The sequence below is a fragment of the Senegalia massiliensis genome (assembly GCF_009911265.1).
Classification (GTDB): domain Bacteria; phylum Bacillota; class Clostridia; order Tissierellales; family SIT17; genus Anaeromonas; species Anaeromonas massiliensis_A.
In genome coordinates, this window is record NZ_QXXA01000005.1 from 231,254 (window position 1) to 243,973 (window position 12,720).

A 12,720-nucleotide genomic window follows, 5' to 3' on the forward strand; every position below is an offset into this window, starting at 1 on the left:
TAATTGTCTTTATTTAACTATGATATATATCACCTTTCACAAACTATAATTCTTGTAGGTGTTACTATATAATCAACAGGTATATCAAATTTCTCACTAGGAACTTCTGAAAATATTTGAAAATCATAACTAACAGCTATTTTAGTGGCTTGTGGTGCAGACTTTAATAATTTATCATAATATCCTCCACCATACCCTACTCTATTTCCTTTTTTATCAAAAGCAAGACCAGGAGTTATTATTAGATCTATCTCACTAGGATTCACTTTCTCTATACTATCCTCTTTAGGCTCTAAATACCCAAAAGGATTTTTTTCAAGGGAATCTTCAAGATCTATTAATCTACAAGGTATTAATACATTTTCTTTTTTATCAGTATATGTTATAACTACCTTTTTTCCAAGACCTCTCATCTTATCTATGAGATTAAATGTATCAACTTCTTGTTTGAAACTTAAATATACCATTATAGTTTCACTTTGTTTAAATTCTTTCATCTTTATAAGATAGGATATGATTTTGTCACTTAAAGAATTTACTGCATCTTTATTTAATTTTTTTCTTTCTTTTAAAACTATCTTTCTCAGTTCTTTTTTCTCATCAGTATTCATACTCCACACTCCTTATAAAGTAAAACTTAAGTAATATTATATACCTATTTTTATATCTATACAAATAATTAATAAAACTCCTGCAATATTGCAGGAGTTTTATTAACAAGATGATGCACCATTTCCTGTTGTTACTCTAAACCCTTTACCGGTCCAATTTTTAGTATAGTCTACATTGAATGCGCCTACTTGATCAGATAAATTCTTATCTACCAAGAAAGTTATTCCATCTATATCTTCAGTTATATCTTCTTTGTTTTGCTCATCCAGAGCAATACCATAAGATGGACCACCTCAACCAAAGCCTGCTACATATACTCTTATTTTCTTGTCTAGTGCATCTTTTTTTTCCATAATTTTTTTAATTTCATTAATTGCTGTTGTTGTTACATTTAATTTCACATTAATCTCTCCTCTCTATACCCTATCAGGGTATGTGTTTATATATATTGTAATATTACAATATATACCTTGTCAAGTCTTATATTATATTTTTACCCTATATTATAAACATATAATTATTAAAGTAGTATTTCCAGTCCATAATAAAATATCATAGTTAAAGATAAAGTTATTAAACCTACTTTTTTATGCTTTTCAAATAAAAGTAAATGAGATACTAAAATTATAAAAAACATAATTGAATAAACAAGTGTTTCTATTGGATTTGAATTAGAAAGTATACCTTCAAATTCAAATGCCCATACACCTATTGCCATAGAGAAGTAAAAGGGAACTAATAAATAATTGAGTATTAATAAAAATGGTTCACCTTTTCTTTTTGTTAATATAAATAATACTATTACAGCTATTAAAACACCACCAAATAAATTCAGATTATAATGATTAGGTCTAATAGCATCTAATAATCTTTCTGCATATATATCCAAATGAAAAATCACATAAACAATTCTAGCACCAACAAATCCCAATATAAGCTCTAATAGATAGTAGTCTTCCATTACTTTTCTATATTTATTATTTTTAGCTATAACCTTTAAAATTATATATCCTATAATAGTTAATACTACTGTAAAAAGTAGAAACCAAGTTATATTTACAGGTCCTAAGCTTAAAAATATAGGTTTCATTTAAAGTTCTCCATTTCTTATTTGTTCTAATATTTGAGTCATTTGAGGATAAGTCATCATGCCTGGAACTGCTCCTATTAAATTCCCATTTTTATCAATAAAATATGAAGTTGGAAATGCACTTACATAATAATTATTTCTAGAAACTTTCATATTACTATCTAATAGTACTGGAAAAGTATATCCACCTTCTTCTATATAATCTCTAACTAGACTTTCTTCTTCACCTACATCAACTGCAAGTACTACAAAATCATCATTTTTATTATCATTATATAATTTTTCTAAATCTGGCATCTCTTCATCACAATAAGTGCACCAAGTAGCCCAGAAGTTTATTAATACAATCTTTCCTTTATAATCAGATAAGGAAGCTTTTTCACCACTTAATGTTTGTAAAGTAAAATCTGGTGCTGGTTTTCCTCTCTCAAGTACTACATCTTCTATATCTTCTTTATCCTCATTATTTTCTTCTTGTTCACTAATAGCTTCATCAGGTAATTGTTCACTATTTTCATCATTTTCTTCTATTATAGGTTGTTCTGCTACTTGCTCCTGTTCTTGTATAGCATAAAATATCCCTACAATCAACATTATTGCAAGAACTGATATAGCAATAATACTTTTTTTATTCATAATATTCTCCTTTCAATAAAAAAGTGACTATTGATTTAGCCAATTTCCAATTATAATCATTTTGTCAAAAAATACTAACAATCCAAATATAACCATTATAATTCCTGCTATTTTATATATATATCCAGACCACTTTTGTATTTTATTTAAAAATCTAGTAGAATAGTTTATAAACAATGCTGTTAATATAAATGGTACAGCCATTCCAATAGAATAAACTAATAGTAGATATACAGAACTTGATACATCATTAGATAGTCCTGCTTTTACCAAAATTGATGCAAGTATAGGTCCATAACAAGGAGTCCATCCTGCAGCAAATGCCATACCCATTACTGTAGATCCTAAAAAAGTAGTTACTTTCTTTGGACTTTTTGCTTTTCTTTGAGTATTCATAAACTTCAAGTCAATTATACCCATTAAATTAAGTCCAAAAAACATTATTAAAACTCCACTTATCTTTGTAAATATAGCTTTATTTTCTATAAATAATCTTCCTATATAACTTGCTGAAACTCCCATTATCATAAATATTATAGTAAATCCTAATACGAAACCTAATGTGCGTGATAATGCTAGCCATTTTTTTCTAGATAATTCTTCCTCTATACTAGTTCCTGTCATATACATTATATATGCAGGTATAAGAGGTAAAATACATGGAGAAAAAAATGAAAGTACTCCAGCGATAAAAGCTACAGAGAATGTAACATCTTCAAACATATTCTCACCTTCCTTATATATTTACACTATACCATATAGGGGTATTTCAAATCAAGATAAAAATACCAAGTAAAAAAGTTGGAATTAACTCTTGGTTAATAGTAAAAAATAGGGTATAATATTAGTGAAGAATTCTAGTCTTATTAGGTAAGGAGGAATAGAAATGGCTATTACTAAGGATATGCTTATAGGTGAAATATTAAGAGAGAGACCAGATGCTCCAGAAATACTAATGCGCTTTGGTATGGGATGTGTAGGTTGCCCTGCTTCTCAAATGGAATCATTAGAACAAGCTGCAATGGTACATGGACTTGATTTAACTGAATTATTAGAAGCATTAAATGAGTAAATAAATTTTTAGCCCAGAATAAAATTCTGGGCTATTTTATATTTCTATATCTTACAGTAATTCTTCTAGTCTATTTTTATCGAAGCCTACCATTTCTTCTCCATCTACTATTATTACTGGAACTCCCATATATCCTTTTTGGATTAGTTCCTTTCTTGCTGTAGAATCAGTAGTTACATTTTTTTCTGTAAAGTCTACACCTTTTTCATTTAAATATTCTTTAGCAGAAGTACAATGTGGACAAGTGCTACTTGTATATACTGTTACATTTTTCATATAAATTACCTCCTTGAATTTCATTAATAATATTATACCCCATAGGGGTATAATTGTCAAACCCTATATTTATTATGATACCACATAAAATTATTTTAAATATTAAAAAAACCTATAGGAATATCATTACCTATAGGTTTTATCTATGTTCTTATAGTAATTCTTCTAATCTATTCTTATCGAAGCCTACCATTTCTTCTCCATCTACTATTATTACTGGAACTCCCATATATCCTTTTTGAATTAGTTCCTTTCTTGCTGATGGATCAGTTTGTACGTTTTTTTCCTCATATTCTACACCTTTCTCCGAAAGGTATTGCTTGGCAGTAGCACAATGAGGTCAAGTATTACTTGTGTAAATTGTTACATTTGCCATTTAAATTCCTCCTTATAGAAATATTCTATAGTTTTTTTAAAACTATTGACTATTTCTATAATACCCTATATTCACTCCTAATAATCATTATTTATTCTTAATATTTTAAGATAGAGGACTTGTTGGTCTAAGAGGCGTTATTATTCTTCCAGTTTTTGCATCAATATGAATTAGCCAATAGCCTAACCTTTCATCTCCTGAATCTTTAGACTCAAGCCATGTAGTAAAACCAGACATACCTCTAAAGGGTTGCTCTTTTCTTGTAAATAATCCTGGTATACCATATACAAAGTGCTTAACTGTACTTTCACCATAAGAAACTATTCCAAATAAATAATGTTTATATTTTCTAATTTGCTTTGATGGACTATTCATTTTATTCATTAAGGTATAAGGATATTGCATATTTACAACGTAATTATAATATGGTAAAAACCCTCTTCTTATATTTACACTATCTTCAGTAATTTCCCAGAAGTTATATTCTTCTAAATTAATTTTAAAAGGTTCTACTTGATTAAAGTAGTTTAATATATTTAGCGAATAAGCTTGATATTTATTTTTATTTCTATTATTAGTAGTTTTATTATTATATTTCTTTTGATTGTTTACTTCTTTTGATTTATATTCCTTATATCTATAATATTCTTCTAAATCTCTCTCTGATTTATTTAGTATATATTCTTCTAAATTTGAATCTGCATTCGGATAATCTTCATCGTGAATATCATCATCATCATAATTCAATTCTATACCTTGTGTTTCTTGTTCTCTTTCTATCTCTTTAACTTCTATTTCTTTTTCTTGTCCTTCTTCTACCTCTTCAAATTCTATTTCTTCTTTTGGCTCTTCTTCTACTTCTTTTATCTCTATTTCTTCTTTCGGCTCTTCTTCTACTTCTTCTATCTCTATTTCTTCTTTTGGCTCTTCTTCTACTTCTTCTATCTCTATTTCTTCTTTTGGCTCTTCTTCTACTTCTTCTATCTCTATTTCTTCTTTTGGCTCTTCTTCTACTTCTTCTATCTCTATTTCTTCTTTTGGCTCTTCTTCTACTTCTTCTATCTCTATTTCTTCTTTTGGCTCTTCTTTTACTTCTTCTATCTCTATTTCTTCTTTTGGCTCTTCGTACTTTCTAGATACTATAGAAAGTATATCTTTTTCCTTCTCTTTTCTATGTATATATCCGTATAATACTTCTGAATCAGAGCTTTTTATTACTATAATATTATAGTCATCTATTGCTCTATCTGAATGTAATACGTTTTTAGGATTAAAATCATTTTTATAGAATGATTTGCCTCCTCCTACATCAGACATAGTTCCAAAATATAAAAATTCTTTTTTTGAACTATTATCATCAATGAGAATTATGTCATATACGTTATTTACATCTGCTATTCCACTGATATTTACTTCTAATTTCCCTCTTCCATCTCTGACTTCAATTTTGGAATGTCCTTTTATATGGGTATTAGAAGTCGCACTTTCTAACATAATAAATTTTCTTAAATATTTAATATTACTCACAATTGACCCCCCTTTAATCCTTATTAGTATTATATGTACAAATACTTAAATAGTTGACAAAAAAAATTAGAGGATTAATCCTCTAATTTTTTTTGTCATATATGCTATCTGCAAGGAGAGCAAATTGTTCTATTGAAAGTTTTTCTCCTCTTATATTTTCTTTTATATTTAAATCTCTTAATATTTCTTTTATTTCTTCTTTGTTTATACCTACATCACTAGAACTCAATGAATTTACAAGTGTTTTTCTTCTAAGAGAAAAAGCTCCTTTAACTACATTAAAGAATAGTTGTTCATCTTTAACATCTACTCTTGGCTTACTATAAACATCTAATTTTATAACTGCAGAATCTACATTTGGCTTAGGTATAAATACATTTTTAGGAACTATAGTTACTATCTCAGGATTACTATAATATTGAACTGCAATAGATAATGCACCATAAGCTTTAGAACCAGGTGAAGCCTTCATTCGTTCTGCTACTTCCTTTTGAACCATGACTATTATGCTTTCTAAATTTATCTTTTGTTCTAACAATTTCATTATTATGGGAGTAGTTATATAATAAGGCAAGTTTGCAGCAAGTTTAACTTTTTTATTTTCAAACTTTTCTTCTATTATATTATTTAAATCTAATTTTAAAACATCTCCATGAATAACTTCAATATTTTTATAACTACTTAAAGTATCATCCAATATAGGTAAAAGTCTTTTATCCAATTCTATAGCTATAACTTTCCTAGCTCTTTCAGCAAGAGCACTAGTAAGCGTCCCTATTCCTGGACCTATTTCTACTACTTCATCATCCTTATCTAAATTTATTCCATCACATATTTTATCTAATATATTCCCATCTATCAAAAAATTTTGACCAAGATTTTTTGAAAATCTAAAATTATATTTTTTTAAAATATCATTCATTACTTTTGGTGAATATAATTTATTTTCCATCTATATTTTCAATCCTTTCTAAAGCTATTTCAAATTCATTTCTTGATATTCCATAATTATTAAGTCTCTTTAAAAACTGTTTTGAATTACAATATCCTATAGAGAGGATTTTACCAAGTATAGCACGCCTATAAGAAGCTTTACTTCCACCATTTAATCCATTTTTCAATAAATCTACTTTAGTAAATTCATTTCTCTTTTTACTTGATTCATATCTTGCACCTGTTAAAGCCTCTATTATATCTTTTGGTTTAGCATTTTCTATTCCTATGTTATCATTTAATGTTGCTTTTTCTTGTGGTAAAAATGCATGCTTACATCCTTTCACACGCGATGATATAAAATTTCTTATTTTTTCACCTGCAAAATCTGGATCAGTAAAAATTATTACACCTCTATTTTTCTGTGCTAGTTTAACTCTTTCTACAAGATCATCAGGATATCCAAATCCACCTGTAGTTATAACTTCACAATCTACTGCCCTTTTAAGTGCAGATACATCATCTTTACCTTCAACAACTATAACCTCTTTAATCATCAGTACACTCCTTTTATAAAGTATAGTATATTATACCATAATTAACTTTCAATTATATAAAAAGAAAAGGCGGATATCCGCCTTTTCTTAATTTAATATATGAACTTTTATTTTTCTTCTACCATATTTTAATGCTGTACTTCTATTTGAGTAAAATAAATCAACCTTATTTCCTTTTATAGCTGAACCAGTATCTGCTGCTATTGCATATCCATAATCTGACCAACCATCTAATGACTCAATATATAATCTTGTTCCTAATGGTATCACATTTGGATCTACTGCTACTTTCCCTGGACCTGATGGAACACCAGAAGCAGTAGTGCCTTTTATACTATAAGCAGTAGAACTCATTACTATTGTTCTCTTTGCATTAAACTTGTTACTTGAAGAGCTATTACTCGAAGAACTACTATTTGAAGAACTGCTACTTGAATTAGAAGATGGCTTGGATACCTTCTTTCTATCTGAACTACTACCTCTTGAAGCTACTGTTAAAGGTTTTTTACCTTTTTCTATAATTTGATTTACAGGTTCTTTAACTACTTCTTCAGAAATTATATCTTCTTTTACAAGCTTTCCATTTTCAAATATTTGAGCTTTAGTTATTTCTTTTATTCCTTTAGCACCTTTTTTAACTGTACTTGTTTTACCAAGCTCTAATCTTTTATTGTCTTTATACAGAGTTTTAAACTCTAATTCTTCTTCTTCAAATACTTTCTTCTTATCTACTTTTGTAAGAATTATTTTTCCATCTGTATGTTCTGCATTTAAACCTGGTTTTACTTTATCATCTTTGTCTACTTTTATACCAAAGTCCTTTAAGATTTCCTTTATATTGTTTTTATATGTCTTTTTTGTCACTGTTTTAGTTCCAATTTCAACAGTCACTGGTTTAGAGCGTTTTATCACTATCTCCATATCTTTTTCTAATTTATCTTCCAGATCAAAATTAATATAATCTGATTTTCCTATATATATACCTTCTTCTTCGATTACTTCTCCAACTGTTTCGTTAGATGTCTTTATATTCTGAGTCTTATCGTCTATTGTCAATTTTACTTGTGCAAATGAATCTTGATATAGGAAAACAGAAAATAATGCAATTACAAAAACAACACTAATAGCTATAAGCCATTTTTTGCTTTTTAATATATTTTGCATTTTATAACCTCCATTTCTTGATTCTTAAGTAGTATATTAAGTATTTTTCTGTTTGTCAAATTTATTGACATATTTCTTTGTTAAATATACTTCAATGAACCCACTTTTATGTATATAACCTACTTTAATCATATTGAAATATAAATGTTATGTTTCTGTAATAATATGTACATGTATAGATAATATTATTCAAAAAAAACATAAAAAAGAAGAACTTTTTTAAAAAAGTTCTTCTTTTTTATGTTTTTACTTAATATATACGTAATATACTTTTAATACATTGGATACATACCATTATATCCTTCATAATCATCCCAATCTTCCATACAATCTTCCATATCTGGCATCATTGGATATGGGCACATTGGATACATAGGACCACAATTATTATTCATTCTGTCTCCCAATACTTCTTCTATACATTCCATTATGCAATAACATAACTTCATTTTAACCGGATCCATATTCATAGGCATATTTGGCATAGGCCTAGGCATTGGCATTGGTTTTGGCATTGGTCTTGGACAAGGTCTCATCTCCGGATTTGGCATATGTGGAGGTGGACATGGCCTCATAGGTTTATCTTCTATAGGTAATCTATCTGGTTTATATGGCTTTTTAGGCGTTCTAGGATAATCATATTTTTTATCTTTTTCCATTTAACAATCTCTCCTTAATAATAGTATTTATATCTACTATCATTATATGGAGATATATTAGGGGTGTTACTCTATACCAAAAATTTTCTTAGCATTTCTTGTAGTACTATCTTCTATTTCTTCTAATGGTACATTTTTTAAATCTGCTATAGTTTGAGCTACATATTTTACATATTTAGGTTCATTTCTTTTCCCTCTATATGGATGTGGTGTTAAATAAGGAGAATCCGTTTCAATTAATAATCTATCTAAATCTATACCTTTTGCTACTTCTTTTGGTGTTTTTGCATTCTTAAATGTAGTAGGACCTGCTAATGATATATAAAACCCTAAATCTATGAACTGACTACTCATCTCTAAAGAACTTTGATAACAGTGCATTATACCTCGTAACTTTTCATCATTTTCTTCTTTTAAAATATTATATGTGTCTTCATGTGCATCTCTATCATGTATAATTATAGGTAAGTCAAGCTCTTTAGCTAGTCTTATCTGCTCTCTAAACCATTTTTTTTGTAATTCTCTAGGTGAATTATCATAATAATAGTCAAGTCCTATCTCACCTATTGCAACGACTTTTTCTTCTCTTGCAAGTTTTCTCAATTCTTCTATTGTATTTTGGTCCATATCCTTTACATCATGAGGATGTACTCCTACTGCTGCATAAATCATCTTATTGTCTCTTGCTAATTCTACAGCCCTTTTAGATGTATCTAAATCTGCACCTGGATTTACTATAAATTCTATATTATTTTCCTCTAATTCTTTAATTATATTTTCTCTATCTTTATTAAATCTTTTATCATCTAAATGTGCATGACTATCTACTAACATTATTTCATCTCCTTTAACTCTTTTGTACATTTATTACCCATTATTATATTTATCTATACATGCTTTACAAATACATGCTTTTCCCTTTTTGTCTTCTGGCACTTTTTCTATAAGTTCTTTTGGAACTTTAACTTTATTACACCAGCAATCTCCCTCGTGAGCCTTACAATAATTAGGTTGTCCACAAAGTGGACATATTTTATCATTTAATTTATTCAATCTATTCACCCCTAAATTTTTCTTATAACTTTTTTTCGAAACATATTCTCTATTTCTTCTTTATCATAAATATCTATAATAAGTCTTTTTACTTTCAGTTCAGTATCTCTTTTATATTTTATAGTCAATTTATATTTTTCTCCTTTTGTATCTTTAAACTCATAATTTTTAATATGTTTAAATCTTATAAAGTTATTATATTTTATTACACCTTCTTCTCCTATAACAAAAGGCTTTGTATAGTAATTAGCAAAAAATATATAATATACTGAAAGGAATACACCTATATCAATATTTTTTATTATATCTTTGTCTATTATCATATTATATCCTGCATATATTAAATATATTGAAGCTACTCCAAATAATATCCATTTTATAATATTTATAATACCATTTTCTTTTTTATCCTCATATAAAACTTCTCCTACTAATTTCATATTAGCCCTATCTTTTAATAAACTCACTACAGCAAAAACTAATACTAAAAAAGTAAGAACAAAATACGTACTATCCATAAAAATTCCTCCATCCATATATACTATAGTTTAATTATATCACTAAATTATAATAATCCCCATATAGAAATTTCTATATGGGGATTATTATTATAATACTTTTGCTCCACTTTCTATTTCATCTAATGTTGTAAGAAGTGAAATTGCTTTTCCTTTTTCTGCTGAAAGAATCATTCCTTCTGATTTTACTCCTCTTAATTTAATAGGTTTTAAGTTTGCTACTATTACTACTTTTTTACCTATAAGTTCTTCAGGAGAATAAACCTCTGCTATTCCTGAAACTATTTGTCTTTCTTCTTCTCCAACCTTTAGCTTGAATACTAAGAGTTTATCTGCATCTGGGTGTTTTTCTGCTTTTATTATTTCAGCTACTTTTAAATCAACTTTGTCAAATTCATCTAATGATATATAATTTGTTTCCACTTTCTTTTCCTCCTTATTCATCTTACCTGTTCTTTGTTCTACTAATTTTTTATTCGCTTCATCTAATTTTTCTATTTCCTTTTCTACTTCTAACCTTGGAAACATTGGACCTTCTTTCCTTACATTTGATCCAGACTTAAGTCTTCCCCAATTAGATAGAGATTCCCAAGTAGTCTCTGGCCCTTTATCTATACCTAATTGTTTCCATATTTGATTTGATGTATTTTCCATAAATGGTCTTATAAGTACAGATATTATTCTTATAGATTCAGATAAATTGTAAAGAACAGTATCTAATCTATCTTTTTTATCCTCATCTTTAGCTAGAATCCAAGGTGTAGTTTCATCAATATATTTATTTGTTCTACTTATAAGCTTCCATATTTCTTCTAGTGCATTACTATATTTAAGTTCATTCATATGACTATCTACCATAGTAGGTGTTGATATAGCAAGACCTTTTAAGCTTTCATCAAACTTACCTTCTTCTTTAACATCTGGTATTATTCCACCATTGTATTTGTCAATCATTGCTACAGTTCTACTCACTAGATTTCCTAAATCATTAGCAAGGTCAGAGTTTAATCTATTCATAAACTTTTCCTTTGTGAATGATCCATCTTGACCAAATGTAAATTCACGAAGCAAGAAATACTTAAGCGCATCTACACCATATAAATCTATAATAGATTCAGGATATACAACATTTCCTTTTGACTTTGACATCTTATCATCATCAAATAATATCCACCCATGACCAAATACTTGCTTAGGCAGTTCTTCACCTAATGCCATAAGTATTGCAGGCCAAATAATAGTATGGAATCTTACTATTTCCTTACCTACAAAATGTATATCTGCAGGCCAATATTTCTTGTAATCACTATCATCATCACTTAAATATCCAAGTGCAGATATATAATTACTTAATGCATCAGTCCAAACATATATTACATGCTCTTCATCAAATGGTACTTTTATACCCCAGTCAAATGATGAGCGTGTTACAGATAAATCATCTAGACCAGGTTTTAAGAAGTTGTTTAACATTTCATTTCTTCTAGATTCTGGTTGTATAAAGTCAGGATTTTCTTCAATGTGTTTTATAAGTTTATCAGTATATTTTGATAGCTTGAAGAAGTATGTTTCTTCTTTTTGCTTCTCAACATGCCTATTACAATCAGGACATTTACCTTCATTTAATTGCTTTTCTGTAAAGAAAGATTCGCAAGGTGTACAATAATAACCTTCATATACTCCTTTATAAATGTCACCTTTCTCATAAAGTGTTTTAAATATCTTTTTTACTGTTTCTTCATGATAATAATCAGTTGTACGAATAAATATATCATAAGATATATCCATAGTCTCCCAAAGTTCTTTTATTTCACCTACTATTTTATCTACATATTCTTTAGGTTTAATACCTTTTTCGTTTGCTACTTTTTCTATTTTTTGTCCATGTTCATCTGTTCCTGTAAGGAATTTTACATCATATCCTTGCAACCTCTTATACCTTGCTAATGCATCTACAGCTACAGTAGTATAAGTATGACCTATTGTAAGATTTGCACTAGGATAGTATAAGGGGGTGGTAATATAAAAACTATTCTTATCTTTCATATTTTCTCCTCCTCTAAATTTATTTTTACCCAATTTTCACAATAAAAAAATCCTCATCTCTTGTAGAGACGAAGATTCGTGTTACCACTCTAATTTACTTAAATTTCTCAATTTAAGCCTTAATAGGTTCTAAGACCTTACAAATTAACGTTTTGTATACGTCTAGACCTACTTTAATTCAACCTAGAAGCTCAGGGGCCA

At 28.2% G+C, this 12,720-nt stretch carries 16 protein-coding genes and 1 other annotated feature (1 of these 17 running past the window's edge); of the genes, 1 reads left to right on the forward strand and 15 read right to left on the reverse strand.

The features are described from left to right. Positions 1-29 precede the first annotated feature (29 nt). From D3Z33_RS05280 to D3Z33_RS05295, 4 genes are all read right to left on the reverse strand, one after another. Positions 30-611, reverse strand: coding sequence for a 5-formyltetrahydrofolate cyclo-ligase (locus D3Z33_RS05280; protein ID WP_160196730.1), 582 nt, complete (start codon positions 609-611; stop codon positions 30-32). Between the two features lie 521 nt (positions 612-1,132). Further along, positions 1,133-1,702 carry a prolipoprotein diacylglyceryl transferase family protein gene (locus D3Z33_RS05285; protein WP_160196731.1) on the reverse strand — a complete coding sequence of 190 codons (570 nt, stop codon included), beginning with the start codon at positions 1,700-1,702 and terminating at the stop codon, positions 1,133-1,135. Then, a complete protein-coding gene (locus D3Z33_RS05290) occupies positions 1,703-2,338 on the reverse strand; it encodes a TlpA family protein disulfide reductase (protein WP_160196732.1) in 636 nt (211 codons plus the stop codon). A 27-nt stretch (positions 2,339-2,365) separates the two neighbouring features. Next, positions 2,366-3,061: a cytochrome c biogenesis CcdA family protein gene (locus D3Z33_RS05295; RefSeq protein WP_160196733.1), complete on the reverse strand. Its 696-nt coding sequence runs from the start codon at positions 3,059-3,061 to the stop codon at positions 2,366-2,368. A gap of 163 nt (positions 3,062-3,224) precedes the next feature. On the opposite strand from D3Z33_RS05295, the gene D3Z33_RS05300 reads away from it, so the two are divergent. After that, the gene (locus D3Z33_RS05300) at positions 3,225-3,410 is read left to right on the forward strand and encodes a DUF1858 domain-containing protein (protein ID WP_160196734.1); all 186 of its coding nucleotides are present in this window, start codon (positions 3,225-3,227) and stop codon (positions 3,408-3,410) included. A gap of 51 nt (positions 3,411-3,461) precedes the next feature. Here D3Z33_RS05300 and D3Z33_RS05305 read toward each other — a convergent pair whose 3' ends face one another. The 11 genes from D3Z33_RS05305 to metG all read right to left on the reverse strand — a co-directional run bounded on the left by D3Z33_RS05305 (position 3,462) and on the right by metG (position 12,552). Next, positions 3,462-3,686 carry a glutaredoxin family protein gene (locus tag D3Z33_RS05305; RefSeq protein WP_130805547.1) on the reverse strand — a complete coding sequence of 75 codons (225 nt, stop codon included), beginning with the start codon at positions 3,684-3,686 and terminating at the stop codon, positions 3,462-3,464. Positions 3,687-3,837: 151 nt separating this feature from the next. Further along, positions 3,838-4,062, reverse strand: coding sequence for a glutaredoxin family protein (locus tag D3Z33_RS05310; RefSeq protein ID WP_130805546.1), 225 nt, complete (start codon positions 4,060-4,062; stop codon positions 3,838-3,840). 105 nt (positions 4,063-4,167) lie between these two features. Next, entirely contained in the window at positions 4,168-5,589 is a 1,422-nt protein-coding gene (locus D3Z33_RS05315) for a hypothetical protein (RefSeq protein ID WP_160196735.1), read from the reverse strand. 82 nt (positions 5,590-5,671) lie between these two features. After that, positions 5,672-6,541, reverse strand: a complete 870-nt coding sequence (gene rsmA / locus D3Z33_RS05320; RefSeq protein ID WP_160196736.1) for a 16S rRNA (adenine(1518)-N(6)/adenine(1519)-N(6))-dimethyltransferase RsmA — start codon at positions 6,539-6,541, stop codon at positions 5,672-5,674. After that, positions 6,531-7,079, reverse strand: a complete 549-nt coding sequence (gene rnmV / locus D3Z33_RS05325) for a ribonuclease M5 (protein ID WP_160196737.1) — start codon at positions 7,077-7,079, stop codon at positions 6,531-6,533. Before rnmV ends, rsmA begins: the two co-directional genes overlap by 11 nt. An 87-nt stretch (positions 7,080-7,166) precedes the next feature. Then, positions 7,167-8,243: a 3D domain-containing protein gene (locus D3Z33_RS05330; protein WP_160196738.1), complete on the reverse strand. Its 1,077-nt coding sequence runs from the start codon at positions 8,241-8,243 to the stop codon at positions 7,167-7,169. Between the two features lie 272 nt (positions 8,244-8,515). After that, positions 8,516-8,902 (reverse strand): hypothetical protein, encoded by a 387-nt coding sequence (locus tag D3Z33_RS05335; RefSeq protein WP_160196739.1) that lies wholly within the window; start codon positions 8,900-8,902, stop codon positions 8,516-8,518. Between the two features lie 66 nt (positions 8,903-8,968). Then, positions 8,969-9,766 (reverse strand): TatD family hydrolase, encoded by a 798-nt coding sequence (locus D3Z33_RS05340; protein WP_347561216.1) that lies wholly within the window; start codon positions 9,764-9,766, stop codon positions 8,969-8,971. A 3-nt stretch (positions 9,767-9,769) separates the two neighbouring features. Next, a complete protein-coding gene (locus D3Z33_RS05345) occupies positions 9,770-9,955 on the reverse strand; it encodes a cysteine-rich CWC family protein (RefSeq protein WP_201750437.1) in 186 nt (61 codons plus the stop codon). Between the two features lie 11 nt (positions 9,956-9,966). Beyond that, positions 9,967-10,473: a DUF5673 domain-containing protein gene (locus tag D3Z33_RS05350; protein WP_160196741.1), complete on the reverse strand. Its 507-nt coding sequence runs from the start codon at positions 10,471-10,473 to the stop codon at positions 9,967-9,969. 90 nt (positions 10,474-10,563) lie between these two features. Then, a complete protein-coding gene (metG, locus tag D3Z33_RS05355; protein ID WP_279279063.1) occupies positions 10,564-12,552 on the reverse strand; it encodes a methionine--tRNA ligase in 1,989 nt (662 codons plus the stop codon). 28 nt (positions 12,553-12,580) lie between these two features. Next, positions 12,581-12,720, reverse strand: a binding site (T-box leader) (it continues 90 nt past the right edge of the window).